Annotated in this window: 27 protein-coding genes; 15 read left to right on the forward strand and 12 right to left on the reverse strand. The window is 57.0% G+C overall.

Annotated features, from left to right (window positions below; all coding sequences use genetic code 11):
• Nucleotides 1-162 precede the first annotated feature (162 nt).
• Both J4E00_RS06515 and J4E00_RS06520 read left to right on the forward strand, forming a co-directional pair.
• Nucleotides 163-828, forward strand: a complete 666-nt coding sequence (locus tag J4E00_RS06515; protein WP_208174307.1) for an SOS response-associated peptidase — start codon at nt 163-165, stop codon at nt 826-828.
• A gap of 45 nt (nt 829-873) precedes the next feature.
• Entirely contained in the window at nt 874-1,248 is a 375-nt protein-coding gene (locus J4E00_RS06520; protein ID WP_208174308.1) for a hypothetical protein, read from the forward strand.
• A gap of 162 nt (nt 1,249-1,410) precedes the next feature.
• Here the strand turns inward: J4E00_RS06520 and J4E00_RS06525 are convergent, their stop codons facing one another.
• Nucleotides 1,411-1,605 carry a hypothetical protein gene (locus J4E00_RS06525; protein ID WP_208174309.1) on the reverse strand — a complete coding sequence of 65 codons (195 nt, stop codon included), beginning with the start codon at nt 1,603-1,605 and terminating at the stop codon, nt 1,411-1,413.
• A gap of 37 nt (nt 1,606-1,642) precedes the next feature.
• Nucleotides 1,643-2,032, reverse strand: a complete 390-nt coding sequence (locus tag J4E00_RS06530) for a septal ring lytic transglycosylase RlpA family protein (RefSeq protein ID WP_208174310.1) — start codon at nt 2,030-2,032, stop codon at nt 1,643-1,645.
• A 107-nt stretch (nt 2,033-2,139) separates the two neighbouring features.
• Here J4E00_RS06530 and J4E00_RS06535 point away from each other — a divergent pair, with 107 nt between their 5' ends.
• Nucleotides 2,140-2,367, forward strand: coding sequence for a hypothetical protein (locus J4E00_RS06535; protein WP_208174311.1), 228 nt, complete (start codon nt 2,140-2,142; stop codon nt 2,365-2,367).
• A gap of 152 nt (nt 2,368-2,519) precedes the next feature.
• On the opposite strand, the gene J4E00_RS06540 is transcribed toward J4E00_RS06535, so the two are convergent.
• A complete protein-coding gene (locus J4E00_RS06540; RefSeq protein ID WP_208174312.1) occupies nt 2,520-3,353 on the reverse strand; it encodes a glycoside hydrolase family 25 protein in 834 nt (277 codons plus the stop codon).
• 106 nt (nt 3,354-3,459) lie between these two features.
• Here J4E00_RS06540 and J4E00_RS06545 point away from each other — a divergent pair, with 106 nt between their 5' ends.
• Together J4E00_RS06545 and J4E00_RS06550 are read left to right on the forward strand one after the other, a co-directional pair.
• Nucleotides 3,460-3,735, forward strand: a complete 276-nt coding sequence (locus J4E00_RS06545) for a VF530 family DNA-binding protein (protein ID WP_208174313.1) — start codon at nt 3,460-3,462, stop codon at nt 3,733-3,735.
• Between the two features lie 5 nt (nt 3,736-3,740).
• Entirely contained in the window at nt 3,741-4,064 is a 324-nt protein-coding gene (locus J4E00_RS06550; protein ID WP_213017921.1) for a hypothetical protein, read from the forward strand.
• 174 nt (nt 4,065-4,238) lie between these two features.
• Here J4E00_RS06550 and J4E00_RS06555 read toward each other — a convergent pair whose 3' ends face one another.
• Complete coding sequence (locus J4E00_RS06555) at nt 4,239-4,625, reverse strand: Hsp20/alpha crystallin family protein (RefSeq protein ID WP_208174314.1); 387 nt, start codon at nt 4,623-4,625, stop codon at nt 4,239-4,241.
• Nucleotides 4,626-4,839: 214 nt separating this feature from the next.
• Nucleotides 4,840-6,717 (reverse strand): outer membrane protein assembly factor, encoded by a 1,878-nt coding sequence (locus J4E00_RS06560; RefSeq protein WP_208174315.1) that lies wholly within the window; start codon nt 6,715-6,717, stop codon nt 4,840-4,842.
• Between the two features lie 499 nt (nt 6,718-7,216).
• Here J4E00_RS06560 and J4E00_RS06565 point away from each other — a divergent pair, with 499 nt between their 5' ends.
• The 9 genes from J4E00_RS06565 (at nt 7,217) to J4E00_RS06605 (ending at nt 18,375) form a co-directional block, all read left to right on the forward strand.
• The gene (locus J4E00_RS06565) at nt 7,217-8,299 is read left to right on the forward strand and encodes an efflux RND transporter periplasmic adaptor subunit (RefSeq protein WP_208174316.1); all 1,083 of its coding nucleotides are present in this window, start codon (nt 7,217-7,219) and stop codon (nt 8,297-8,299) included.
• A gap of 141 nt (nt 8,300-8,440) precedes the next feature.
• On the forward strand, nt 8,441-11,632 hold the full coding sequence (locus J4E00_RS06570; RefSeq protein ID WP_208174317.1) for an efflux RND transporter permease subunit: 3,192 nt from the start codon (nt 8,441-8,443) through the stop codon (nt 11,630-11,632).
• Nucleotides 11,625-13,067: a TolC family protein gene (locus tag J4E00_RS06575; RefSeq protein WP_208174318.1), complete on the forward strand. Its 1,443-nt coding sequence runs from the start codon at nt 11,625-11,627 to the stop codon at nt 13,065-13,067. The genes J4E00_RS06570 and J4E00_RS06575 overlap by 8 nt, the downstream gene beginning before the upstream one ends.
• A gap of 172 nt (nt 13,068-13,239) precedes the next feature.
• Nucleotides 13,240-14,388 carry a radical SAM family heme chaperone HemW gene (gene hemW / locus J4E00_RS06580; protein WP_208174319.1) on the forward strand — a complete coding sequence of 383 codons (1,149 nt, stop codon included), beginning with the start codon at nt 13,240-13,242 and terminating at the stop codon, nt 14,386-14,388.
• On the forward strand, nt 14,385-14,816 hold the full coding sequence (locus tag J4E00_RS06585; protein ID WP_208174320.1) for a hypothetical protein: 432 nt from the start codon (nt 14,385-14,387) through the stop codon (nt 14,814-14,816). Before hemW ends, J4E00_RS06585 begins: the two co-directional genes overlap by 4 nt.
• Nucleotides 14,817-14,820: 4 nt before the next feature.
• Nucleotides 14,821-15,480 carry an alpha/beta fold hydrolase gene (locus J4E00_RS06590; protein ID WP_208174321.1) on the forward strand — a complete coding sequence of 220 codons (660 nt, stop codon included), beginning with the start codon at nt 14,821-14,823 and terminating at the stop codon, nt 15,478-15,480.
• Nucleotides 15,481-15,627: 147 nt separating this feature from the next.
• The gene (locus J4E00_RS06595) at nt 15,628-16,374 is read left to right on the forward strand and encodes a hypothetical protein (RefSeq protein ID WP_208174322.1); all 747 of its coding nucleotides are present in this window, start codon (nt 15,628-15,630) and stop codon (nt 16,372-16,374) included.
• A gap of 56 nt (nt 16,375-16,430) precedes the next feature.
• A complete protein-coding gene (locus tag J4E00_RS06600) occupies nt 16,431-17,204 on the forward strand; it encodes a cyclase family protein (protein ID WP_208174323.1) in 774 nt (257 codons plus the stop codon).
• A gap of 739 nt (nt 17,205-17,943) precedes the next feature.
• Nucleotides 17,944-18,375 carry a hypothetical protein gene (locus J4E00_RS06605; protein WP_208174324.1) on the forward strand — a complete coding sequence of 144 codons (432 nt, stop codon included), beginning with the start codon at nt 17,944-17,946 and terminating at the stop codon, nt 18,373-18,375.
• Nucleotides 18,376-18,437: 62 nt separating this feature from the next.
• Here the strand turns inward: J4E00_RS06605 and rpmA are convergent, their stop codons facing one another.
• Nucleotides 18,438-18,713 carry a 50S ribosomal protein L27 gene (rpmA, locus tag J4E00_RS06610; protein WP_201987688.1) on the reverse strand — a complete coding sequence of 92 codons (276 nt, stop codon included), beginning with the start codon at nt 18,711-18,713 and terminating at the stop codon, nt 18,438-18,440.
• 122 nt (nt 18,714-18,835) lie between these two features.
• Complete coding sequence (gene rplU, locus J4E00_RS06615; RefSeq protein WP_208174325.1) at nt 18,836-19,141, reverse strand: 50S ribosomal protein L21; 306 nt, start codon at nt 19,139-19,141, stop codon at nt 18,836-18,838.
• A 507-nt stretch (nt 19,142-19,648) separates the two neighbouring features.
• On the opposite strand from rplU, the gene J4E00_RS06620 reads away from it, so the two are divergent.
• Nucleotides 19,649-20,608 carry a ribonucleoside-diphosphate reductase small subunit gene (locus tag J4E00_RS06620; RefSeq protein ID WP_208174326.1) on the forward strand — a complete coding sequence of 320 codons (960 nt, stop codon included), beginning with the start codon at nt 19,649-19,651 and terminating at the stop codon, nt 20,606-20,608.
• 91 nt (nt 20,609-20,699) lie between these two features.
• Here the strand turns inward: J4E00_RS06620 and J4E00_RS06625 are convergent, their stop codons facing one another.
• The 5 genes from J4E00_RS06625 to J4E00_RS06645 all read right to left on the reverse strand — a co-directional run bounded on the left by J4E00_RS06625 (nt 20,700) and on the right by J4E00_RS06645 (nt 26,812).
• Nucleotides 20,700-21,086 carry a hypothetical protein gene (locus J4E00_RS06625; RefSeq protein WP_208174327.1) on the reverse strand — a complete coding sequence of 129 codons (387 nt, stop codon included), beginning with the start codon at nt 21,084-21,086 and terminating at the stop codon, nt 20,700-20,702.
• A 97-nt stretch (nt 21,087-21,183) separates the two neighbouring features.
• The gene (gene uvrB / locus J4E00_RS06630) at nt 21,184-23,226 is read right to left on the reverse strand and encodes an excinuclease ABC subunit UvrB (RefSeq protein WP_208174328.1); all 2,043 of its coding nucleotides are present in this window, start codon (nt 23,224-23,226) and stop codon (nt 21,184-21,186) included.
• A gap of 132 nt (nt 23,227-23,358) precedes the next feature.
• Nucleotides 23,359-25,104, reverse strand: coding sequence for a hypothetical protein (locus J4E00_RS06635; protein ID WP_208174329.1), 1,746 nt, complete (start codon nt 25,102-25,104; stop codon nt 23,359-23,361).
• Nucleotides 25,094-25,747, reverse strand: a complete 654-nt coding sequence (locus J4E00_RS06640; RefSeq protein WP_208174330.1) for an RNA polymerase sigma factor — start codon at nt 25,745-25,747, stop codon at nt 25,094-25,096. The genes J4E00_RS06635 and J4E00_RS06640 overlap by 11 nt, the downstream gene beginning before the upstream one ends.
• Nucleotides 25,748-26,074: 327 nt before the next feature.
• Nucleotides 26,075-26,812: a shikimate dehydrogenase family protein gene (locus J4E00_RS06645; RefSeq protein WP_208174331.1), complete on the reverse strand. Its 738-nt coding sequence runs from the start codon at nt 26,810-26,812 to the stop codon at nt 26,075-26,077.
• Between the last annotated feature and the right edge of the window lie 56 nt (nt 26,813-26,868).

Consider the following 26,868-nt stretch of genomic DNA (forward strand, 5'->3'; position numbering starts at 1 on the left):
AGTAACACCGCAACTGGCGCAACTATGGCACTGGCTGCGCTTTGACCAGCAGTACTGCTCAGTTGCATTAACCCAGACACGGCCAGTAAATGCTTCAGGGCTTCGATTTTCAACGAAGGCATGCTTTGATGCGTAAAATCCCCGTCCCAATTTCCCTTTCCCGTGTGTGGTCGTTACACTTTCATCGCCCCGGCGCCTACCATTGAGCAGCGTTTTGACGCCAGCTTCACCGAGTCCGCGCCCGTTACTTATAATGCTGCGCCTTCGCAGCGCCTGCCCATCATCACCAACGCCGCGCCCGGCCAGATTCAACTGTTAAACTGGGGCCTTGTGCCCGGCTGGAGCAAAGACCCCGCCGCCGGTCCCAAACCCATCAATGCCCGCGCCGAAACACTGACTGAAAAGCCCAGCTTCCGGCAGCTGCTGGGCCGCAAGCGCTGCCTGGTGCTGGCCGACAGCTTCTTCGAGTGGCAGGCCACACCGGCTGGTAAAGTGCCACACCGCATTCTGCTGCGGAACGAGCAGCCTTTCGCCTTCGCCGGCCTCTGGGACGAATGGCTCGACCGCAGTACGGGCGAGTTGCACCCCACCTTCACCATTATTACCACCGAGCCCAATAGCTTGATGGCCAATATTCACAACCGAATGCCCGTCATCCTGCCCACCCGCGCCGCCGAGCAAGCTTGGCTCGACGACGGTCTGGGGCTAGCCGCCCACCAGCAGCTTCTGCTGCCCTATGATGCAACTGCCATGCGCGAGTACACCATCAGTAAGCGCGTGAACTCGCCAGCAAACAACGACCCGGAAGTGCTGACGCCCGCAGCCTAATTTCTCATTCCTCATGAAGCCGCAGGCATCAATACCTTTGCCGGTATGAACTGGCGCAATCCCTGGCTTTTACCTATTCTCATTTTTGTGCTGGCCTCAGCTGTGCAGCTTGATTTGCCTTGGTGGAGTCTGGCCGTGGTGACATTTGTGGTGGGGCTAGCCATTGCACCTTCGGGCCGGGTGGCGTTTTGGGCCGGCTTTGCGGGCGCGGCCCTAAGCTGGATTATGCCGGCTGCGTGGCTGGCGTATCAAAACGACGGGCTGTTGGCGCACCGTGTGGCGCAGCTGCTGCCATTGGGCGGCTCGCCTGCCGCGCTGGTGTTGGTGACCGGAGTAGAGGCAGGTTTGGTGGGTGGCTTGGCGGCGCTGGCTGGGTGCTGGCTGCGTCTGGCCATACGCCCAGAGGCCTCAGCGGTTTAGCACCGGTTAGGTGAGCGATGTGGTGACGCAATACCTTGCGTTTCGTGGTTGAACGACCAATACCGCGCCGAGCCATGCGTTTTAAACAACATCAGCAAACGAAGTTCAGCTGAGTTAACGACGAGAATCCGGGCCTGCATCGTGTGCTGATTCTGACAGTAATTATTTCCGGGTATACCAGTCCAGCACTTCCAGGCCGGCTTTGTCGTCTGCGGCCTCTACCACTTCGTTGATGACGTATTGTACTTCGTCTTCGCTCCAGCCTTCATCTTCGGCGGCGGGCACCCAAAGGTCGAGGGCAGCGTAGCGGTTGGTACCGGGGGGCAGTGTCCAGGTTACTTTTTTGCGGATATTCATATCAGCGGGAAAACAAGTGGGGTAAAACGCCGCAATACTAGCGCCCCGGCGCGGCTTTGATGACTTTGAGCTGTACGGGCACCACACCGGCCTGCACCAAATCCAGCTTGCGGGCGGCCTTGCCAGATACGTCCACAATGCGGCCCTTCACGTGCGGGCCCCGGTCGTTCACGGTCACTTTCACCGACTTGCCGTTCTTCACATTCGTGACTTTGATGAGGGTACCGAAGGGCAGCGTGTTGTGGGCGGCCGTCATTTTCCCGGAGCGGTAAATTTCCCCGCTGGTGGTAGGCCGGCCGTTAAACTTGTCGGCATAATACGAGCCCTGGCCCGACTGCGTGAAGGCATTTTTGCTGCCACCACAGGCGGGTAGTAGCGCTAGTGCTGCCAGGGTCCACCAGCCTAGCTGGCAACGGGTGGCGTACATAATTATGTCGTGCTTATTCAAATTCATCTAAACTTTAGAATAAAAGCCAACCTTTCGGGCAGTTATCTCACCCCAACAACTCCAACCACCAATTCTCAATCACAACCATGAAAAACCTCCTGAAAGTGGCTTCGGCCGTAGCTCTGTCGCTCACGTTTATGACTGCTCAGGCGCAGCAAGGTGACGACAAAATGGTGAAAAAAGATGCCAAAGCCGATGGCAAGATGATGAAGAAAGAAGGTAAGATGATGAAGGACGACAAAATGATGAAGAAAGAAGGCAAAATGATGAAGAAGGACGGCAAAGCAATGAAAGACGACAAAATGAAAATGTAGTCGTTTGCTGTTGCCTAAGCCGCCCGGTTCGTGTGCTTACACTGGGAAGCCACGAGCCGGGCGGCTTTTTGTCTAATTATGAGCTGTTTACTGTTGGTTATTTAAGCTCCACCAGGGGGCAGGTCGTTACTCAAAAAGCGAACAGCTGACAGCTAAGGCTTAGGCGCAGCTGGTATTCGCAACGCCTGCAAGGATTCGAAATTGCCCTGGAATACGTTGAAATCCACCACACCACGAATACCAGGCACGTAAGCCTCATCAGAGTGCTGCCAGATTATCCACTTGCTACGCGGCATGGTAGGGCGCTCCACTTCGTAGTGGGCCAGCCAAAGAGGGTAGCTGTCGAAATGCCCAGCTAAATGGCGTTTGTAGAAGCTGTGGTTGGAATAGAGAATGGGCCGCACACCGTAATGCGCTTCCACCAGGCGTAGCCAGCGGGCTACTTCGCGCCGCATCACGGCCACATCGTGGAAATTGGCGGCTTCCACATCGAGTACGGGCGGCAGGTCGCCGGGCGCTAGCGGGACGGTTTTGGTGAAGAGATTAGCTTGCGTCAGGCCGTCGCGGTTGGGCTGAAAGTAGTGGTAGGCGCCGCAAAGCACGCCGGCCTTGCGAGCCTCGCGCCAGTTACGGGCAAAGCGTGGGTCGCGGAGTGTGCCGCCTTCGCTGGCTTTGATAAAGGCAAAACGCACCCGGTTTCGGGCCACTTCCGGCCAGTCGATTTTACCCTGATAGGCTGACACATCAATGCCGTGCACGGAGTATCCGGCCAGTAGTGGGGTTTTTTCGCGGCCCGTGAGGCCGTTCTTGGTGAACGTGGCCCAGGCCCGGCGGGCGTAGCGGTTCACTTGCACCTTGTGGCGCACGTAGTAATAGCCGCCCAGCACCAGCAGCGCCAGCAGAGCCGCCAGCAGGTTGCGTCGCCACGGTCGGCCGGGAGACGCGGGCAGGGCTGGCGGGGTGGTATGCTGGCTAACGCGGGGCAACGTAAAAGCAATGGTGGTGCCCAAAAATAACGCCGGCCCCGCCGCCATCGTGCGCTGGCCCCCGGCTTTTCGCCAACTTTGCGCTTTCCATCGACCAATTTTTGCCATGTCCTTCCTCCGTGCTGCCGACGCCCGCGACGAATCCGGCCACCTCATCAGCGAGCTACACGGCGTCAAACTGGTCCAGATTCTTGAATACCTGGTGGCCGCCTACGGCTGGCCCGAACTCGACGCCCGCCTGCGCATGAACTGCTTCGCCGAAAACCCTAGCATCAAGTCCAGCCTCACGTTTTTGCGCCGCACGCCTTGGGCCCGCACCAAGGTTGAACAGCTGTACATCAAGGCCCGTAGTGCGGAAGTGCAGGGCCGCCCACGTCCCTAAGCACCATGGCCGACATCTCCGAAAAATCGTCCTTCCCCGCACTGCTGGCGGGCTTGCTGCTCTTCATAGCCTTCGAAACAGTGGCTTTCTACGGCCTGCAATACCTCACCTCGGGCTTGGGCGAAAGCAACCAGTACCAGGCTGAAAACACGATTGTAAGCAATTGGGTGAAGACAATGGTGTTCTTCGTGTCGCACCTGCTACTGGTTATTGCGGCCATGCTGGTACTCAGCAACCGACTGCCGCGCCGCTACCGGGGCCAGGTAATGGGCTGGTTCTACTTAGCGCTGGTGATGAGCTTTGTGCTGATTATTCCGCTGTTTGGGTAGCCTTCTATTTTAGAAGGGTGCCCATAAAAACAAAACCACCGCTGTGGGCGGTGGCTCAAGAGTGAAAACCCAGAAGGCTTTGGAAAGGCTGCCGGTCGGGCCCGGCGTTATGGGTGGACTGCGGTGCTGGTCGGTCCCAGCGTTATAAAAGTTGAGCAGTAACGGAAAATCCGACTACTCGTTGCGTTTAATGTCGATTTCGCGCTGCTGGTCGTTCGGATTCAGGAACGGGATGCGTACGCGTAGCTCTTGCCCTTCGTGCACGGCATCGATGCGGGCGAGGTTAAGATTGTTGGGCAGGTCCAGGGTTTGAACAAAGAGCGGAGCGGCCAACTGGTCATCGGGCTCGTGGCGGTACTCGCCAAACACAGTGAGCTTCTGGTTATTGAGGACCACGCGGAACCGGTCGGACGACACGGTGGGCATGGCCACACGCAGAATGACCCCTTTGGGATGCTGGTCGACGCGCAGTTGGGGCTGGGCCACACCACCGCCAATAGTATTGAGCAGGTCGAGCTGCGGGGCAATACTGTGGATGAATTTCGAGCTGATAAGTTTCATGGCAAAGAGCCGGTTTTAGAGCGGCTTCGATGCAGTAATTACAAATCGTGTACCAATCTTAATTAAGACTTATCTGCGGTGATTATCAGTCGAATTGGCGGATTTTCACGGGAACTATTTTGATTTCGGCCACGATGACCGAAAAGTAGGTTTTCTCCTTAGAGAATGCGGACGAAATGACGCACTAGCACGAAATCACAGAGCCTACGTTGCCTCAAAACCGGCTGGTCAGGCCGAAGTGTATTTTCGAGGTCTTCAACCCAAATGACTGATTGGCAAACCCCGATTGTCCCACCGAATACACAAACTGGAACAGGCCGGCCGCTGTGCGAAAGCTCAGACCCGTGCCCAGGCCAGTGGGCAGGTCGTTGTACTGGTCCTTCTCGATGTCGTGTCGGAAATAGGCCTGGTCAGCAAACACAAAAGCATAAGAATCAGCTCCGATAAACTGGCGGAATTCGGCCGTAGCCACGGCGTAGGAGCTGGCATAAAACTGATTCTCGTTGAAGCCGCGCAGGGAGTTGAGCCCGCCAAGCCGGAACAGGTCATTGGTGAACAAGCGTGGGTTGATGAGGCTCTCGCCTCGCACGCGCAGCAGGAACACGCCAGCGCGCTTCACCGGAAAGTAGCGTTCGGCCCGCAGGCTGAGGGCGTATTGCGTAGAGCGCAAACCAATGCCGCTATAAAACTCCTCCTTGATGCTGGAGTTGCGGGTAATGGCTTTGGTGCCCACGGCGCCCTGGCCCGTAAGCAGGTAGCCGCGGTGCGGGAAATACAGGTCGTCGAGGCTGTTCCAGGTATAGTTCAGGCCGTAGGAATTGAATTGCGAATCAATATTTTCGGGCAGCTGGCTGAGGTTGGCGTAGGTGGCGCTGTCGTAGAGCAGGTAGGAGCTGCGTTGCTCAAAGAAAAAACTTACCCTCCCGGCCCGCGCCGTGGGGTACGTTACCTGAAGGCGCGGCTTAATTGTGAGGAAGGCGTCAGTCTGTTTATAGAGGTTGAAGGTGCCGGCCACCTCCAGCGGGGTGCCGAAGAAGTTGGGATGCACGTACTGCGCATCAAGTAGTTGCGAAAGCGCATCGGTTTTGCGCCATTGCAGGCCAATCTGTTTGCCGCCGCCCTTGAGGTTGCGCAGGTTGATGGTCACATCACCGGTGAACTGCACTCCGGTTTGGGCTGCATTCGAGTTCGGCAGGATGCCCACAATGGCGTCGAACTGGTTGCTGGGCCGGTCGTCGAGCAGCAGGTACACCCGCGCCCGGCCCTTGGCGAAGCGGACTTCCGGCTCGGCCCGCAGCTGCACGTAGGGCAACTGACGCAGTAGTTGAGCGGCGGCGATTACGCGCTGCTGGCTGAAGGGCTGACCCGGAAAAATCTGAAGATACTTGGTCAGAAAACGCTTCTTGGTCTTGGTGTTGCCCACAATTTGCAGCGAGTCGAACACCACTACGCGTCCGCGTTTCAGCACCACGCGTCCGGCAATGTCGTGGCCATCTAAATGAACCGAATCGAGACCGACGGTGGCGAAGGGAAATCCCTGGTTTTCGGCCTCGGTGAGGATGCGCTCCTGCAGCTTCACCCAATCCTGGGGCACGAAGGGCGTGTGACGAAAGAATTTTTCGCGGTAGCCGGCGCGGGTCAGCAGGCCGTCGCCGAGGTTGCCATTACGCAGGTAAGCCCAGCGAAACTGCTCGCCCACATATACGCGCACCCGCACCGTGTCGCGGCTCCAGCGCATCTCATCGGCCGAGGCGGTGAGGTAGGCATCGTTTTGCATCGCCAGCACCAACTCGCGTACCTCACGCAGGGCCGTAAGGGAGTCGGGCACGGTGGGCTTCACCTTGTAGCGGCGCAGCAGCGGCTGGTCGGCAGCTTCGGCGGTGAGCAAGAGCACGCGCGGGCGGGCCAGGACGCGCCGGGAAGCAGCGGCCGAAACCGGGGCCGCTTTGGGCGGCAGGGCGGGGGAGGCCAGTCCCGGCTGGTTGGGTGCGTTGGGGTCCAGACTGGGCGTTTGGCCGCGGGCCGTAGAGCTGGCCGTCAAGCTGGCAAGCAGCAGTATACTTCCCCAAAAGCTCAGTAGAAACCTATTCATCCGGGGGCATAACGTGAAAGCTGATTTTTAATTTCCCGAAGGTAGAGTTCATCAACAGTTCCCTGCGCGCCTGAGCTTGGAATGGCCATTTCCAGCGTGCTGAGGCCTATTCATTTCGTTAAAGCCGGGTGAAATCCGCCGATGAAAGCCACCCACTGAAGGCCCGATTATGAATGAATTCTACCTATTCCTTCATAGTGACTTCATGCCAGCGCTCCGTGCTTTGTGTCACTCAGCAGGCAAAAGGGGCGGAGCGAGGTCGATACTTTTCATTGGTTTCGTGCTTCCAACCTCGGATTTCTGCTGACGATGAAATGGCTTTTGCTGCCTGGCAAATCCGAATGTGAAGCATGGAAAATCGCCCAACTGAACCCACCTGACACCCTGACTGGTCAGGCTTTCAACTCCTCGCCCGACCACCCTTACGCCTACACTCTCCCCATCCAAATATTCCCGGGACTACAACCTGCAACTGCCTGCCCAGGCACTTATGCTACTTATGAAAAGAGTATTCATGCTAATGAGCTTGTGCGGCTTGTACTTCTGCACCAGCTGCGAAGAGAAAAAGGAGGAAAAAGAAGAGAATGTAAAGCTCTTGGTCACTACGCCCTTGCAAAAGGACACCACGATTACCAAGGAGTATGTGGCCCAGATTCACGCCTACCAGCACATTGAAATTCGGGCGCTGGAAAAAGGCTATCTGCAAAAAATCTTCGTCGACGAAGGTCAGGTGGTGCATGAGGGGCAGCCCATGTTCCAGATTACGCCCACCATCTACCAGGCCGAACTGAAGAAGTCGCAGGCCGAGGCGAACTACGTCAACATCGAATACCAGAACACCAAGCGGCTGGCCGACAAGAACATTGTGTCAGGCAATGAGCTAGCGCTGTCGGAGGCCAAATACGACAAGGCCAAGGCTGATGTGTCGCTGGCGCAGGCGCACCTGCAGTTTACATCCATTAAGGCGCCGTTTAGTGGCATCATGGACCACTTCCAAGGCAGGCTGGGCAGCCTCGTGGATGAAGGAGACCTGCTGACGACCCTTTCGGACAACAGCAAAATGTGGGTCTACTTCAACGTGCCGGAGGCTGAATACCTGGCTTACAAAGAGCACGTGCAGGACCCCAACGCTGTGAACGTGAACCTGCTGATGGCCAACAATGAGGTGTTCCAATATCCTGGCAAGGTGCAGACCATTGAGGCCGATTTCAACAACGAAACCGGCAACATCGCTTTCCGCGCCACCTTCCCGAATCCGAAAGGCCTGCTGCGCAACGGCGAAACCGGCAGCATCCTGATGACGGTGCCGCTCAAGCACGCTCTCATCGTGCCCCAGAAAGCCACCTTCGAAGTGCTGGAGAAAAAATTCGTGTACGTGGTGGACAAAAACAACGTGGTACACCAGAAGGAAGTAGTCATTGCGTCCGAAATGCCGGACCTCTACGTCATCAAAAGCGGCGTTTCCAGCACCGATAAAATCCTGCTCGAAGGCATCCGCAAGGTGAAAGATGGCGACAAAATCAGCTACACCTACGAGGCTCCCGAAAAGGTGCTGCCCAAGCTGAAAGTGTACAGCGAATAGCTTTTTGGATGGGGTTGGTACGCCGCAGTCAGTAGTCGGACAATGGAGCGCTATGCCCTTTTGTTTATGCTGCCAACGGCTCGCTACCAATTGTTATTCAATCGAATACTGACTACCACATACTGACTATTTCATCAGCTCATGTTTAGTAAATTCATTCGCCGGCCCGTGTTTGCCATTGTCATTTCGGTGGTAATCGTGTTCATGGGTATCCTGGCCATCAAGACCCTTCCCACCTCGCAGTTCCCCGAGATTTCGCCGCCCATGGTAATGGTGAGCTGCGCCTACCCCGGGGCCAGCGCCAAGGTGCTCACCGAATCGGTACTCATCCCGCTGGAGCAGGCCATCAACGGCGTGCCCGGCATGAAGTACATGACCTCCGATGCCGTGAGCGCCGGCGAAGCCAACGTGCAGATTGTTTTCAACCTGGGTACCGACCCCGAGCAGGCCGTGGTGAACGTGAACACCCGCATTGCGCAGGTAGTGAACCGCTTGCCGGTGCTGGTGCAGCGCGAAGGCCTCATCGTGAACCGCGTGGTGCCTAACATGCTCATGTATGTGAACTTGTACAGCAAGGACAAGGGCACCGACATGAAGTACCTGTTCAACTACGCTGGGGTGAACATGATACCTGAGCTGCAGCGCATCAGCGGCATCGGGCGGGCTAGCATCTTGGGTAGCCGGCAGTACGCCATGCGTATCTGGCTGAAACCCGACCGCATGCGGGCCTACAATATCTCGGCCGATGATGTGATGAAGGCGCTTGATGACCAAAGCGTTATCGGCTCGCCGGGCCGTATTGGCCGCTCCGACGGGGGCCGTGCTGAAGCCTTGGAATACGTGCTGACCTACCAGGGCCGCTTCAACGACGTGGACCAGTACAAAAACGTGATTCTCAAGGCCAACGCCAATGGCGAGATGCTGCGCCTGAAAGATGTGGCCGATGTGTCGCTGGGCTCAGAGTTCTACGACATCTACTCCAACTTGGATGGCTACCCCTCGGCGGCTATCGTGCTGAAGCAGACGTATGGTAGCAACGCCAGCGACGTTATTGCCAGCGTAAAATCCAAGCTCGACGAATTGAAGAAAACCATGCCCCCCGGCATGGACTATAAAATCAGTTACGACGTGTCGAGCTTCCTCGATGCCTCCACCGAAAACGTAATCCACACCCTGCGCGACGCCTTTATCCTGGTGGCCATCGTGGTGTTCCTGTTCCTTGGCGACTGGCGCTCCACACTCATTCCAATTATCGCCGTGCCAGTTTCGCTCATTGGAGCGTTCACGGCCATGCAGGCTTTTGGGCTGACCATCAACATGATTACGCTCTTCGCGCTGGTGCTTGCCATCGGCATTGTGGTCGATGACGCTATTGTAGTGGTGGAAGCGGTGCACGCCAAAATGGAGGAAAAACACCTCTCGCCATTCGGGGCGGTGCGCGAGGTAATCGGGGAAATCAGCGGAGCCATTATTGCCATCACCATCCTGATGACGGCCGTATTTGTGCCGGTAGCCTTTATGAGTGGTCCGGTGGGCATTTTCTACCGCCAGTTCTCCATTACGATGGCTACCTCTATTGTCATCTCGGGCGTGGTGGCCCTTACTTTGACGCCGGTGCTCTGCGCCATGATTCTGAAAAACACGCACGGCCAGCCGCGCAAAAAGACGCCCATCAACCGCTTCATCGACTGGTTTAACCGCGGCTTTGAGAAGCTGACCGGCCGCTACACCAACCTGCTGGAGAAGGTGGTGGACCGCCGCGTGGTCACCTTCGGCGTGCTGATACTGTTTGCGTTGGGCATTTTCGGCATTTCGTCCAAGCTGCCATCCGGCTTCATTCCGGCCGAGGACCAGGGCATGCTCTACGCCATCATCCAGACGCCGCCCGGCTCCACGCTGGAGCGCACCAACGACATCTCGCAGCGCCTCCAGCAGTTGGCTAAGGATGTGCCCGGCATCGAAAGCATTTCAACGTTGGCCGGCTACGAAGTGCTTACAGAAGGCCGTGGCTCGAACGCTGGTACCTGTCTGATTGACTTGAAGCCGTGGAGCGAGCGCAAGGAATCCATCCACGACATCATCGAGTCGCTGGAGAAAAAGGCCAAGCTGATTCCCGGCGCTACCATCGAATTCTTCGAGCCGCCGGCAGTGCCGGGCTACGGTGCGGCGGGTGGCTTCCAGCTGCAGTTGCTTGATAAAACCAACACCGGCGACTACAAAGCGCTGGAAAAAGTGAACGAGGAATTCATGGCGGCGCTGCGCAAGCGCAAGGAGTTGGCTGGCCTGTTCACCTTCTACAGCGCTAATTACCCGCAGTACGAAATCCAGATTGACAACCAGTTGGCGATGCAGAAAGGGGTGAACATCGGCAATGCCATGAACACGCTGAGCATCATGATTGGCAGTACCTACGAGCTGGGCTTCATCAAATACCAGCGCTTTTTCAAGGTCTACGTGCAGGCATCGCCCGAATACCGCCGCCTGCCCAAGGACGTGATGGACATGTGGGTGAAGAACGACAAAGGCGAAATGGTGCCATTCTCGGCGTTCATGAAGCTGGTGAAAACCCAGGGCGCCAACGAAATCAACCGCTACAACATGTACACCACCGCCTCCATTCGGGGTGATGCTTCGCAGGGCTTTAGCTCGGGCGAGGCCATCAAGGCAGTGCAGGAAGTGGCAGCCAAAACCCTGCCCCGCGGCTACGACATCGACTGGGGCGGCTTGTCGAAAGACGAAACCTCGCGCGGCAACGAAGCCATCTACATCTTCCTTGTGGTGCTAGCCTTTGTTTACTTGGTGCTTGCAGCGCAGTATGAGAGCTTCCTGCTGCCGCTGGCGGTAGTGCTCTCCCTGCCGGCCGGCATCTTCGGGGCCTTCCTGTTCATCAAGATGATGGGCCTGGCCAACAACATCTACGCCCAGGTGGGACTAGTGATGCTGGTGGGCCTGTTAGGGAAAAACGCCGTGCTCATCGTGGAATTCGCGGTGCAGGAACACGAGCACGGCATGTCGGTGCGCGACGCGGCCATTGCCGGCGCCAAGGCTCGTTTCCGCCCCATCCTGATGACCTCCTTCGCCTTCATCGCCGGCCTGATTCCGCTGGTGCTGGCCACCGGGGCCGGCGCTATCGGCAACAAAACCATTGGCACGGCGGCGCTGGGCGGCATGCTGTTCGGGACCATTTTCGGAGTGGTGCTGGTGCCGGGCCTGTACTATGTATTCGGCACCATGGCTGCGGGCCGCAAGCTGATTCAGGATGAAAACGAATATCCAGTAAGCGAGGGCTTCGAGCCGCGCGTGTTAGTCGAAGAAGTAGAAACTCATGCTTAAGAAACGGATTTATCAAAGCCTGAGCGCCGCCGGCTTGCTGCTGGCCATGGCGGGCTGCGCCACGCCCGCGCTGGTTGAGCGCACCGCCAGCCGCAACGTGCCGGCCAGCTACATCAACACCGCCAACGCGCAGGATACCGCTAGCTCGGCGCGGGTGCAGTGGAAGCAGTTCTTCACCGACCCCAATCTGACCGTCATCATCGAAACAGCCCTGCAAAACAATCAGGAGCTGAACATTACGCTGCAGGAAATTGAGATTGCGCGCAACGAGGTGCGGGCCCGTAAAGGCGAGTACCTGCCCTTTGTAGGTCTTGGCGCCCGCGCCGACGTGGATAAAGTGGGCCGCTACACCATTCAAGGCGCTACGGAAGAAAACGTCGACATCAAGGAGGACCGCCACACGCCCGACCCGCTGACCAACCTGCAAGTGGGTGCCTTCGCGCACTGGGAAGTCGATATCTGGCACAAGCTGCGCAACGCCCGCAAGGCCGCCGCGCTGCGCTACCTGGCCACCGTGGAAGGCAAGAATTTCATGGTGACCAACCTGGTTTCCGAAATTGCTAATTCCTACTACGAGCTGCTGGCGCTCGATAATCAACTAGCCATCCTCAAGCAAAACCTCGAAATCCAGACCAACGCGCTGGAAATCGTGAAGCTGCAAAAGGAGTCGGCCCGCGTGACGGAGTTGGCCGTGAAGCGGTTTGAAGCCCAGGTGCAGCACACCCGCGCCCTGCAATTCGGTATTCAGCAGCGCATCGTGGAAACCGAAAACCGCCTGAACTACCTGGCTGGCCGCTACCCGCAGCCCATCATGCGCGACTACCGCTCATTCGGCGACCTAGTGCCGAAAGCCATCCAGGCCGGCCTGCCCGCGCAGCTGCTGAGCAACCGCCCCGACATCCGCCAAGCCGAGCAGAACCTGGCCGCCAACAAGCTGGACGTGCAGGTGGCCCGCGCCAACTTCTACCCCTCACTGGCCATCTCCGGCGGCGTAGGCTTGGAGGCCTTCAAGCCCAGCCTGCTGGTGAGTACGCCCGAGTCGATGCTCTATTCGCTGGGCGCTGATTTAGCTGCCCCATTGGTTAACCGCAACGGCATCAAGGCGCTGTACTACAGTGCTAATGCTCGTCAGCTCCAGACGGTGTACCAGTACGAAAAGACCGTATTGAACGCGTACATCGAGGTGAATAACCAGTTGTCGAGCATCAATAACCTGGCGAGCAGCTACGATGCCAAACAAAAGGAAGTAGCCGCGCTCAATGAGTCCATCAACATTTCCAATACCCTGTTCAAATCCGCCCGCGCCGACTATATGGAGGTGCTCCTGACCCAGCGCGACGCTCTGGAATCGAAGTTCGACCTTATCGAAACCAAGATGCAGCAGCTGAACGCCTCGGTGAATGTATACCGGGCTTTGGGCGGCGGCTGGCAGTAATACAGTATCCCGCCTGACGCCGGAACGGCCGGCCGCACCGGGCGAAGCATCTTTCCCGCACCGCTACCTTTGGTGTAGTCATGTGGGAAAACGCTTCGCCCGGCGCGGCCGGCCGTTTTTTATGGGCTTCAAGTGAATTCTCAGCCAGCTCCCAGACGTTTACATTATCCATATGGCCGGCATCTACCTACACATTCCTTTCTGCAAGCAGGCGTGCCACTACTGCGACTTCCATTTCAGTACCTCGCTGGGCCTGAAAAGCCGGTTGGTGGACGCCATTGTTCGGGAACTAGAGCTGCGCCACGACTACCTTGGCAATAAGGCCCCACTCGAAACCATTTACTTCGGTGGCGGCACTCCATCCTTATTATCGGCCGCTGAGTTAGGTCATGTTTTTGAAGCCATTCACGGCCACTTTGTAGTTTCGCCGCAGGCTGAAATCACCCTTGAGGCCAACCCCGACGACCTCAGCGCCACCAAGCTGCGCGAGCTGGCGGCAGCCGGCATCAACCGGCTCAGCATTGGCTTGCAAAGCTTCTACGAGCCGCATTTGCGGATGATGAACCGTGCCCACACTGCCGAGGAATCGACTACGGCCGTGCGCCGGGCGCAGGACGCGGGCTTCGAGAACATTTCCATCGACCTGATTTATGGGGTGCCCGCGCCGGGCCACCACATCTGGGAAGCTGATTTGGCCAATGCCTTTGCGCTGGGCGTGCCGCACGTTTCGGCCTATGCCCTCACCATCGAGCCGGGCACGGCCTTCGGGCACCGGCTGCAAAAGGGAACGTTCAAAGCCGCGCCTGATGAGTTTGTGGCTACACAGTTTGAGTTGCTGCTAGTGGCCATGCGCGGTCATGGCTACGGGCAGTACGAAATCAGCAACTTCTGCCAGCCGGGCCGCGAGAGCCGCCACAACGGCAACTACTGGCGTGGGGTGCCTTACCTCGGTCTTGGCCCCAGCGCGCACAGCTACGACGGCCAGAACCGCCAGTTCACCCTCGCCAACAACCCGCAATACGTGGCCGCCGTGCTGGAGCGCGGCGAAGTGCCTGTGACCATCGACGTCCTCACGGCCACTGACCGCGCCAATGAGTACCTGCTCACCACCCTGCGCACCGCCCGCGGCTGCGACTTGGTGCACCTGCGCACCCACCACGGTCTCGACCTGCCGGGCACCCGCGCCGACTACCTTGCCGGGCTGCAAGCCAATGGCTGGGCCACTATCCAAGGCCAAGTGCTTACTTTGACCGATGCGGGCAAGCTGCTGGCCGACCACATCACGCTGGAGCTATTTCAATCCCCCGCCGTAGCCGAATGAAACTTCTGAGCGACAGCATTGCCGACGACGCCGACTTCTTCGTGGAGCAGATTCACCTCGTGGCCATTGTCATCGACAACACCGACGACGTGACCGTGTGGGCCACCACCTACTTCGACAACGACACGCATTTCTTCCACCTCGCTCTGCCCTTCAAGGCCCTCGATACCCTCCTCAGCCTCGCCCACACCCGCGCCGAAGCTTTGCAGGAAGAAGTAGCCGACGCCCTGGCCGCCCAGGAGTGGCCCGCGCTGCTCGAATACAATTCCGACGAAACCCCGCCCGTGCCGCTGCCCAGCGTGGCCCTGAAGCTGTCCGTCACTTACCCCGCTACCGAGGACGGCGAACTCGGTGAAGACGACCCCGACGACCCCCAGCCGCACAACATCTTCTACCTCGAAGGCGTGTTCGTGCGCCTCGATACCTAGCGCCGTGGGGCCGACCGCGCCCGTCTGGTACCTCGTTCCCGGCCTGGGGGCCGACGAGCGGGTATTTCAGTTCCTACGACTGGAAGAGGAGGTGCACGTGCTGCGCTGGTTGCCGCCGCAAAGCTCCTGCGAAACCCTGCCGCACTACGCCGCCCGTCTCGCCGCCAACGTGCCCGAAAACCAACCCTGCTGGCTGGTCGGGGTGTCGTTCGGCGGGGTGCTAGCCCTCGAAATTGCGCAGTTGCGACCCTTGGCGCGGGTAGTGCTGGTTTCTAGCTTTACGGGCCCGCACGAGCTGCCGTGGCTGGGCCGCATGGCCCGCGCTACCGGCCTGCACTACTTAGTGCCGCCGCAACTGTTGCCAAGGCTGCCGCGCGTGGCACAATGGTTTTTCGGAGTGCAAAACGGTCGCGAGTACCAGTTGCTCCGCCAGATTCTGCGCGACACCGACCCTCACTTCACCCGCTGGGCCATTGCCCGGCTGCTGCAATGGTCCGGCCGGACCATGCCCACCATCCGCATTCACGGCACCGCCGACCGGTTGCTGCCCGCCGGGGCCGCACATAGCCAGTACCGACTATCTGGTGGTCATCTCATCATTATCAGTCAGGCCCGCGAAATCAGCCGGATATTGAATCAGCTTGGGGCGCCGCTCATTGCATGACTTCTCCGTGTTGGGCATTGCTTGTCCAAGTATATACTTCTTTTGCCTGCGGTAGTTTCTCATGCAAATGCCAAAATTGACGCTCGAATTGCTGCCCAAACGGTCCGGGCCCAATTTAATACCCTCTCCGCTGCATATATGACTCCGATGCTTCCTGCACTTATCGACGCGGCGTACGAGCTGTTTGCGCCGTACACGGTGGGCGCTACACTAGACGTGTGCAAGGTCTGTTGCGTGAGCGATGCCGAGGAGCAGAGGTTGTTGGGCACGCCCCTACGTACCGTTTCGGCTGCCGTGCTGGATGCAGGTTATTTCTCTTCGGCCCGCTCCGGCTCCGAACGTGAGTACTGGGAGCTGAAACACTTTTTGCCCCGGCTGCTGGAGCTAGTGACGCAGTTTGATTTCCCGATGCACTCCACCGAAATAACCTTTAGCCGACTCGACCTGCACCTCCCCACCCAATGGACCGGCCCGGAGCGGGCCCTGCTGCAAACCTTCGCGGAGGTGTTTTTTGCGCGGTGTGTCGGTCAGTACCCCTTGCCGGGTGGCGCCTCGCTCACCGAACTGCTTATCATGTTTGGGCTGGGGCATTTCGACCTCACCGAGCTATTGGCTGCCTGGGCCGCCGCGCGTAGTTCTAGTAGCGCCTTGCATGCTAAGGATTTTCTACTACACGAAATCCGATTTGGCCGTGCAAATCAGCATCGGCTACAAAATCCCTTTTCCGAGCCCCACATCAACGCAGCCGTTGCGGCTTGGCTGAACACGGCCGGAGTTTCGCAGCTGCTAGCTCAGCAGTTAGAAAGCCAACTCCTGCACGACTCAGACCTGAGCAACGACGAGCTTAATGAGCTTAGTTGGGCCTACGAAGTGCTGCAAACCGAACTGCTTTAAGCCACTGCCAAGTCGTCCTTTCCTTTTCCCACCGTTCCAACCGCAGCCACTTTCCCATGCTTCCTACTTTTCCTTTCGCCGGCCGTACCTATAGCTACGACCCTGCCGAGCCCCTCGACATTTCCTTGCCCTTGCAGCCCGGCAAAGACCAGGTGAACTGCTTTTGGGCCGAGCCCGTGCAGTTCGATACCATTCGGGTAGGCAGTTTTGTGGGCAGCGTGGCGCTGGGCGGCAGCACCAATTACCAGCGCGTACACGTCACACCCCACGGCAACGGCACTCACACCGAGTGCTATGGCCACATCTCGCCCGACCCGGCCGTTACGCTTAACCAATGCCTGCGCCGTTTCCTATTCGTGGCCCGGCTGGTGAGCGTGGCCCCGGCACTCCAGCCCAACGGCGACCTCGTGGTGCTGCTGGCCGATGTGCAAACTGCCCTCATGGCTCAGCCCGACCATGCCATCCCCGAAGCCCTCGTGCTGCGCACCCTCCCCAACGACCCTGCCAAGCGCACCCGCCAGTATTCCGGCACCAATCCCACCTACATCGAGCCCGCCCTGGCCGAATGGCTGGTGGAGCACAACGTCCAGCACTTGCTACTCGACCTGCCCAGCGTCGACCGTGAAGAGGATGCCGGCCTGCTCCTGGCCCACCACGCCTTCTGGCAATACCCTGCCCAGCCACGCCGTGAATCCACCATCACCGAGCTGATTTTTGTGCCCAGTAAAGTAGCTGACGGCCTCTACCTGCTCAATATTCAAATCACGAGCCTAGAGATAGATGCCAGCCCCAGCAAGCCAGTCTTATACCTGTTAAATGAGCAAGGGTAGTCTGGTATGGATGGAATAGCAGGAGCCGACATTATATCTTGCTATCATCCCTTCATTTATTGCTTCCTACTACTTATTCGACTTTCGCCACCTTTTTACCTTGCCTGCTGGACGATTTGACTGGCAGTAGGTATCAATTTATGTTGACTAGCTAAATGCTGCTCACCACTAATGCATTGTGACCAACTAAATCTTTGGAGATACAATGAATTGATGTCGGCCCCCAATTCATTCACATCCTGAATAGCTGCACACGGGCCAGGAATTCCCATTCTGAAGCAACCCTTTGCTTTCTTGAAAGGTCGGGCATCAGCAGTAGCTTAACTGATGCCAATAGCTTTTTGCGTCCTTCATCGCCCAAGTCCACACAATATTTAAGGACTATTCCCGCTTGGGAAAGAGACAAAATTTCCAACCCTTTCCCCATCCGATGCTTCCAAATTTCTCCGCTGGCATTGCGGTAGTTTCCGCCCTGTTGGCTTTGCCCATTTTCACCCGTGCACAGGCGCCCGTTCCTCCTGCCGAGGGTCCAGTTCTGCCCACTGTTGCGTCCCCGGCTCCTAGCCGACTCTTGCTAAAACTGGGCCTGACTCCCTCACGCCTGATACCTCAATACCGCTACAATGGGTTCAATTGGGTTGTGGCACCTTCGGTAGGGGCCGAATATCAGCTCGGTCCGCACGTCAGTTTGTATGGGTAAGCCGATATTGATTTCTCGCTCAGTCACCGTGATTATTACTTGTTTGGAACCCGCGACAAGGAAGCGTTGGTGCATTCCGGAGCACTAGGACTCGGGCTGCGCTACTATTATAACCAAGCTGGTCATGAGCAGCACAACCGAGCTCATGGCGCTTTCCAAGGCAATTACCTTGCCCTGGAAGCATTGACCGAACTGGACCGTATTCGCTACTTTCTCTATGACACTAGCACCTATCCATATCCTGGGGCGGAGTCCATCGAATACCGCACACAGGCTTCGCCGCTGCTCAACGTGTACTGGGGTTTACAACGCCGATTAGGTAAGCACTTTCTGTTTGATTTCAACACTGGCGTAGGCATTATTGCCAAGCCAACTTCTGACCAGTATTATCTCTTTTACCGTCGTGACCGCATCCTGTACTACTTAGATGGAGCCTTTGCTATCAACCTGCGACTTTATGTTGTACGATGAACCACAATGCAAAAAGGGCTGCTCGGTGAGAGCAGCCCTTTTTGCTTAAATCCGGTTGGCAATTAAGCCGGAACCGAAACTACTTCGCGGGGGATAACCGTTACGAACGAACGGTCTTTGCGGCCCTTGCGGAATTGCACTTCGCCGTCGACGAGTGCGAACAGCGTGTGGTCCTTGCCCATGCCTACGTTAGCGCCGGCGTGGTGCTTGGTGCCGCGCTGCCGCACGATGATGTTGCCGGCTACCAGAGCCTGGCCGCCAAAGATTTTAACGCCGAGACGTTTCGAATGCGATTCGCGGCCGTTGTTGGACGAGCCGACACCTTTCTTGTGAGCCATGGTATTGTTAGCTTCAAGCTTTCAGCAACAAGCTGCAAGCTCTTGTGGGTTAATAGGATAGCTGGATAATTTGTTTAAACAGAAAGCTTGCAGCTCGTAGCTGACAACTAAATGCTCAACAACTAGCCGATGCTGTTAATCATTACTTTGGTGAACGACTGACGGTGGCCGTTCATTTTCTGGTAGCCCTTGCGGCGCTTCTTTTTGAAGACCAGAACTTTGTCGCCTTTTACGTGAGCGAGAATGGTGCCGGTAACGGCCACGCTCAGCTCAGGAGCGCCGACGGTGATGGTGCCGTTGTCATCGGTCAGCAGGGCGTTGCCCAGCGTTACGGTGTCGCCAACGTTGCCGGCCAGTTTGTGAGCGTAAACGAATTTGTTGGCCTCAACCTTGGTCTGCTGGCCAGCTATGTTAACAATTGCGTACATCAGCTTTCGCGGGTTTTTCTGAAATGGGAAGGCAAAAGTACGACTTTGATTTGGCAATTCCAAACCCTAAGTTCTTAATCGTCATTGGCTGGCCTCTGCATTTGCACTAAAAAATGCCTGTAGGCAGATGAAGCGCAGATTAAGGACAGATTAAAAAACAGTGGAATATGGAGCTGGTCGGGCTGGAATTGGGGACAAGTCGGTTTATCCACAGTCGAAATGTGGATAAGTGGGTGCAAAAGCTCTGGTTTTGAGTGAGATTTAGATGAACGTGCCTTTAGCAAAACTGGGTGTCAGAAGGCGAGTTTACCCCCAATAAAAAGTGAGCTTAACTAAAAAATAACGAATAAAAAAGCTAAATCCGGCGGCAATTCACTTGCCGGTCGGGTCTATATTTGGTGTTGGAAAGCGCCCGGATTTTCTGCCGGTTGACTCAAACATCTGGCCGAAGGCCTGAGTTTGCTGAACACCTTTCCCGTTGAAACCGCCCTTAAGCCCCGAGATATTATGGAACCGTTGCTCGCTGAAAACCCCAACCGCTTCGTGCTTTTTCCCATCCAAAACGATGAGGTGTGGCAGTACTACAAGAAGTCGCAGGCCTCGTTCTGGACCGCCGAGGAAATCGACCTCTCACAGGACCAGAAGGACTGGAACGGCCTGAACGACAACGAGCGACACTTCATTAAGCACGTGCTGGCCTTCTTTGCCGCCAGTGATGGCATCGTAAACGAAAACCTGGCCGTAAACTTCATGCAGGAGGTGCAAATGCCCGAAGCACGCTGCTTCTACGGCTTCCAGATTATGATGGAAAATATCCACAGCGAAACCTATTCGCTGCTGATTGACACCTACATCAAAGACCCTAAGGAGAAGGACTACCTTTTCAACGCCCTCGAAACCGTGCCCGCCGTGCAGAAGAAAGGCGAATGGGCGCTGAAGTGGATTAACTCCGAAAATTTTGCCGAGCGCCTCATCGCCTTCGCGGCTGTGGAAGGCATCTTCTTCTCCGGCTCATTCTGCTCTATCTTCTGGCTCAAGAAGCGTGGCCTGATGCCTGGCCTGACCTTTTCTAACGAGCTGATTTCGCGCGACGAAGGCCTGCACTGCGATTTCGCTTGCCTGCTCTACAGCTACCTGCAAAACAAGCTGGACCCGCAACGGGTGCAGAGTATCATCCGCGACGCGGTGACGATTGAGCAGGAGTTCGTGACCGATGCGCTGCCGGTAAGCCTCATCGGTATGAATGCCAAAACGATGTCGCAATACATCGAGTTTGTGGCTGACCGCCTGCTGGTGTCGCTGGGCTGCGCCAAGATTTACAACGCTACCAACCCCTTCGATTTCATGGAGATGATTTCGGTGCAGGGCAAAACCAACTTCTTCGAGAAGCGCGTGGCTGAGTACCAGAAAGCCGGCGTAATGAGCGAACGCAACGACAACGTCTTCTCGCTCGACGAAGATTTCTAAGGTTGTATTCCGTTATCAGCGAGTTGTAAAAACCATAAAAAAGGCCGCGCTGGATTTTTACCAGCGCGGCCTTTTTGTGATGTATCTAGAGTTATTTCGCTTTTCTAAACAAGTAGCGCGTCATGAAAATACCGCTGCCTTGAATGGATGAGGTAAGGGGCATGGCCTGAACTAATTCGAAGCCATCGCCGGCCATTTGCTGAGTAATGGCCACAATGGTTTCTTCGTTCTTCTGCAGGTTGCCCATATTCAGTCCGGTGAGGCTGAATAGATTTTCCATCGGCGCTTCTCGGATGCCTTTGTATGCAGGGGTGTACGAAACTTTAGAGCGGCCGAAGCCCCCAGGGACCACCGATTCGATGGTCGTTATCATCTGGTAAGTGTAGTTGCCAGCCGATTGGGCTTGCGCCGGCTTCGCCACCAACCCGCCAATGAGGAGTGCCACCACACACAGCGAGCGGATAAAGTTGTTGAGCATAAAGCAGAAAAAAGAGTGGAAAAATGCTGGGGCGAATATAGTAGTTCCCCCCAATACCCAACCGTAACCCGCTTGCTCTTCCGCGCCTTGAATTGGCTTAATCGCGCTTGCTTTTAAGCATGTTCCGTAGAGCGGCCAACTCATCGCGCAGCTTGGCGGCCGTGAGGAAGTCGAGGTCCTTTGCAGCGGCTTCCATCTGCTTCTCAGTGGTTTTGATGAGCTTTTCTAGCTCCGGTTTGGTCATCATGGCCACCACAGGCTCGGCGGCTAGAGCCAGCGCTACGCCGTCGGCTTCGGCGTTGGCGTAGCCTGGGGTTTCTACAATGCGGTAATCTGAAAGTGCCGTTTGGCCCATGATTTCAGAATGGCTCTTGCGCACGGTGCGTGGCGTGATACCATTCGCTTCGTTGTAAGCCAGTTGGGTGGCGCGGCGACGGTTTGTCTCGTCAATGGCACGTTGCATCGAGCCTGTCATGCGGTCGGCGTACATAATCACCTTGCCGCGGTCGTTCCGAGCAGCCCGGCCCATGGTCTGAATCAGGCTACGCTGGTCGCGCAGAAAGCCTTCCTTATCGGCATCCAAGATGGCCACCAAGCTTACTTCTGGCAAGTCGAGGCCTTCGCGTAGCAGGTTTACACCAATCAATACATCGATTTCGCCGAGGCGCAACTTGCGCAGAATCTCTACGCGGTCCAGGGTTTTTACTTCAGAGTGTACATATTCCACTTTGATGCCGAGGCGGTCCATGTACTTGCTCAGTTCCTCGGCCATGCGCTTGGTGAGGGTCGTCACCAGCACGCGGTCACCCATTTTCACGCGGTTGTCCACCTCGTCTAGCAAGTCGTCAATCTGGTTGATGCTAGGACGGATGTCGATTTCGGGGTCGAGCAAGCCGGTGGGGCGGATAATCTGCTCCACCACCACCCCGCCCGCCTGGGTCAGCTCATAGTCCGAAGGCGTGGCCGAAACGAACACGGCCTGCCGGTACATACTCTCGAACTCGTTAAAGGTCAGCGGCCGGTTATCCAAGGCAGAGGGCAGGCGGAAGCCGTACTCAATGAGGGCCGTCTTGCGGCTGCGGTCACCGCCCCACATGGCCCGGATTTGGGGCATGGTGGCGTGGCTTTCGTCCACTACCAGCAGGTAGTCGTTGGGGAAGTAGTCAAGCAGGCAGAAGGGCCGCGAGCCCGGCGAGCGGCCATCGAAGTAGCGGGAGTAGTTCTCGATACCCGAGCAGTATCCCAACTCCCGAATCATCTCCAGGTCGAACTCCGTGCGCTCCATGATGCGCTTAGCTTCAGCATCACGGCCTTCCTTCTCGAAGTAGGCGTGCTGGTGCACCATATCGTCCTGAATCTGCTTGATAGCCGTATTCAGTGTTTCCTTGCCGGTCACAAACAGGTTGGCTGGATACAAGGCAATGCCGTGGGCTTCGTCGGAAAGCTTCTTGCCGCTCACCGGGTCAATCTTGTGCACCGACTCAATTTCATCGCCAAAGAAATAGATGCGAATGGCATAGTCAGCATAAGCCGGGAACACGTCTACCGTATCACCTTTTACCCGAAACGAGCCCCGCGTAAATTCCACTTCGGTGCGCGAATACAGAATCTGCACGAATTGATAGAGCAGGTTATTGCGGGTGTAGTGCATGCCCGGCTTCAGGAAGATGACATTCTTGGCGAACTCTTCGGGGTTGCCGATGCCGTATATGCACGACACCGAGGCAATTACCACAATGTCGCGCCGCCCACTGAGCAGGGTGGAAGTGGTGTGCAGCCGCAGTTTCTCGATTTCCTGATTGATGGCCATGTCTTTCTCAATGAAGACATCGGTGCTGGCAATGTAGGACTCGGGCTGGTAGTAGTCGTAGTAGCTGATGTAGTACTCGACTGCATTGTTCGGGAAAAACGCCTTGAACTCGCCGTAGAGCTGGGCAGCCAGGGTTTTATTGTGACACAGCACCAGTGCAGGCTTGCCGGTTTCGGCAATTACGTTGGCCATGGTGAAGGTTTTGCCGGTGCCGGTGGCACCGAGCAGCACCTGGGCCGGTTCGCCGTTGTTCACGCCCTCCACGAGCTTGGCAATGGCGGTGGGCTGGTCGCCGGTGGGCTTAAATTCAGAGGTAAGTTGGTACTCCATGCAACGCGAAAGGTAGGCCGAAATGCTCAGCCTACCTTAACCCGCGAGGAGTATTTTGGGTTTCGTTGAAACCGGGAAAGTAATGGAATCCATCTGTTGTTCCAGGCACCAGCAGCTCAGAATGACATTTGCCTACCGGCCAAACTCTACTGCGGCTTCCAAGCCAACGCTATAGGGGTGGCTCTGGGCAAAGTAGTTCTGCACCGGGTGGGCATTGAGGGCCACGAGGCCGAGGTCGGCAGTAGGGCCCATGGAGAAGGCCCACTTGCTGGTGCTGGGGCGGAACTGGGCGCCCGCGCCACCGCGTACGCTGCCCATCAGACGGCGGTAGGGACCGCCGGTTGAGGTGATGGAATAGGTGCGGGTAGCTTCGGGGTCGCCCTGCACATCACTCCGAACACCCAGTAGAGCCGTCACCACGCCGCCCAAACGGCCGTAAATGCTCCAGCCGCGTTTTACAGGGTTAGAGTAGCGCACTTCCAGCGGAATGCTGGCCAGCTGGTAGCGGAAATCGGTGGTGCGCAATGGCTGCGCGGTGTTGCCTTGGCTTAAGTCGAAGAGCTGCTCACCCACAAAGGCTGACGAGGAAGCCGACTGGGCCGTGGCTCGGGTAAACTCCGCACCCGTGCTGAGTGACCAGTGACCGCGCAGGTGGCGCGTGGCCATCAGGGCAATGCGCTGACTTAGGCCCGGACGCAGGTTGTTGCGGTACTCGGTAGCGGCCGCTTCGGTCAGTGTTGGGGAGTCGGCGCCAAAGGCTGGGCCACGGTTGTAGTCAAACTCGGGCTCAATGCCGGCCCGTGAGAAGTTAACGTTGGGGTTGAACACACCAGCTGCGTAGCTCGCGCTGTAGCGCCAGCGGTGCACATCGACGGCGGGAATATCATCAACCGGCACCGTGGCAAGGCCGTTGGGCAGGGAAGTAGCAACAGCCAGCGTCAGCGAAGATTGGCGGGCTGCCAATAGGCTCATCTCTTCGGGAGCGATAGCAGCGGCTACCGTTGGGGCCAGGGCTACGGTGCTGGCATCCACGTCCGATGCGGTGCCGCTGCCAATGGCTGCCTTCGTGCCCGCTGCAGTTACGCCTGCTGCCTCCGTTGCTGCCAACGCACGGCTGTTAGCCATATTTGACGTATTCACATCAAGGGTTGGGTTGGCAGTGGAGGTCGGGGAATTACTCTGCGTTTCGCGGGTGGAGGCAGTGTTTGCGCCACTAGCTGCTGCGTAGCTTGCTGGCATATTACTGCCTTGGGCTGCTGAACTGGCGGCTGTCGCCAGGCCATTAGTTGAGTAGCGGGCCGAGGAAGAAGCGGTGCCGAAACTGGTGTATCGGCCTTGTTTGGCTGTTGCCTGGTTTGCGCGATTGGCCGTGTATCCACTGCTTGGTGAGCCACCGGCATTGATTATGCCATTGCGGGCAGTGGCTGTGCCCAAAGTATTTGAGCTAGCCATATCGGTAGCCATACTACTGGTCGCAACCGAGGCATGGCGTTGGCCCGTGCTTCCTTCCAGACCAAGAGTGGTGCGCGTATTACCGCTAGTGGCAGGCAAACTGCCATTATCCGAGCGGGTGCCGGAAGCAGCCGACTGGCTGTTGCTGGCCATCCCGGTACCTCTCAATAGCTCATGCCGGCCAACCCACCAGCCAGTGCCCGCCATGGTAGCCAATAGCAGGCTAGCCGCCGCTACCCAACGTGTGGCCACGAGGCGTCGGCGGTAGATTTCATTCTGCCGAATCAGGAGTGAATTATCAATCTGGTCCCACAGCATGGGACGCGTGGGCGCAACGGCCTCCTCGCCCAAGTGGTGGCGGAATAATTCCTCCAGGCTGCCGGTGGTTTTAGGCGTAGAGTTTTCGTCGATAGGATTAACTGACATGGCGGGTTGGAGCGCCGAGACGTTCCAGTTTAGTTTGTAGGATGACGCGGGCCCGGGAATATTGGGATTTGCTGGTGCCCTCGGTGATATTCAATAGCTCGCCAATTTCTTTATGGGTATAGCCTTCAATGGCGTATAAGTTGAAGACCATGCGGTAGCGTGGAGCCAGCTCCTGCACCATGTTCAGGAGTTCCTGAAAGTTATAATTACTTAGCGTAAATTCCTCGCTAGCTAAGGTTTCGGGGTAGTCGCCGTCGCTTACTGCTACCAGTGAGGCATTGCGGCGATGCTGGCGCAGGGCCGCATTAATCATGATACGGCGAATCCAGAATTCCAGCGGGCATTCGCGCCGAAAGCTGCCCAGTGTGCGGAATACGGTCAGAAATCCTTCCTGAAGCACATCTTCGGCTTCGAAGGTGGTTTGGGCATAACGTAGGCACACAGCCATCATTTTGCCGGCATACTTGTCATAGAGCAGCTTTTGGGCCAGCTGCCGACCACGCAGGCAGCCGTCAATCAACTCGGCCTCGGTAGGTGGGCTGGTCACGGCCGAACTGCGGCTGGCCGTAAGGCGCGGTGCAGTCGTGGGCTGGTCGGGCAGCACATCATCGCTCCCAAACGCGAACCAAGTCAGGGCGCTCATGCCCGCGCCCGGTAACCCGTGCCGGCCAGGGAAAGAAGGGGAAAGCAAGTCATTGTCTGCATCATAGAAAGCAACTCTACCGAGGATGAGCCGGCGCATAGCGGGCTGGCATAAGGGAGATGCCAGCACTTGGAGAAAGGTTGCAAGCAAGTGTCAGTTTTCGATTAGCAGTGAGCAGCCCGTGCTGCCATCTGGCGTCGGCGGAGTCGAAAGTGTGTCTGCCGCTTTGTTCTGATGTAGGAACTCACACCACCCATCCGGGGGCTCCGATTGGGGAGACTAGCCAAGCGGTATAGCTGTTTAGGCTGCTTAGATGACTGCTTGTCGCTAACTGTTCCAGATATTCCAAGCGGCTTCGGCTTGGAGGCAGAGCATCTCGAATCCGTTTTTGACTTGTGCTCCAGCTTCTTTGCCTTTGGCCATGAATAGTGTTTCGGTAGGGTTGTAAACCAAGTCGTATAAGTAATGCTGCTCATTAAGAGCGAAGTAGGGTAGATGTGGGCACTCATCGACGTGTGGAGATGTGCCTAGTGGCGTGGCATTGATGATGAGATGATGCGCGGCTAAAATTTCTGGGGTGAGGTCGTCGTAGGTCAGGCCCGGCCCGAGTGGGTTGCGGGTGACCGACCAGTGCGCAATACCCAAGTCGTTGAGGGCCACCACTACTGCCTTGGCCGCTCCGCCGGCCCCGAGTACTAAGGCCCGGGAATCGGCTGTGATTGGAAAGAACCGACGCAGCGACTCTCGGAAGCCCACTACATCGGTGTTGTGGCCGCGCAGGCGACCATCGGGTAGGCGCTCAATCACATTCACTGCTCCCACGCGGCTAGCCGATGGTGCCAGCTCGTCGAGGTAAGTCATCACAGTTTCCTTGTAAGGAATGGTCACGTTCAGGCCTACGAGGTCGGGATTGGCTGCCAGCAAGGCAGGCAGCTCATTCAGGCTTTCCAACTCAAACAGGTCATAGCAGTGCTCCGTCAGGTCCTGGGAGTAGAATTTCTGAGTGAAGTAAGTCTGTGAGAAAGAATACCGGAGGGTACGACCAATTAGACCGAACTGACGCATACAGTGGTGGTAGTGAATGAGGAAAAGAATCGAAAAATAGCGCAAAAAAGCCGCCC

Origin of the sequence: Hymenobacter negativus, assembly GCF_017571495.1 — a bacterium.
GTDB classification, from domain to species: Bacteria; Bacteroidota; Bacteroidia; order Cytophagales; family Hymenobacteraceae; genus Hymenobacter; species Hymenobacter negativus.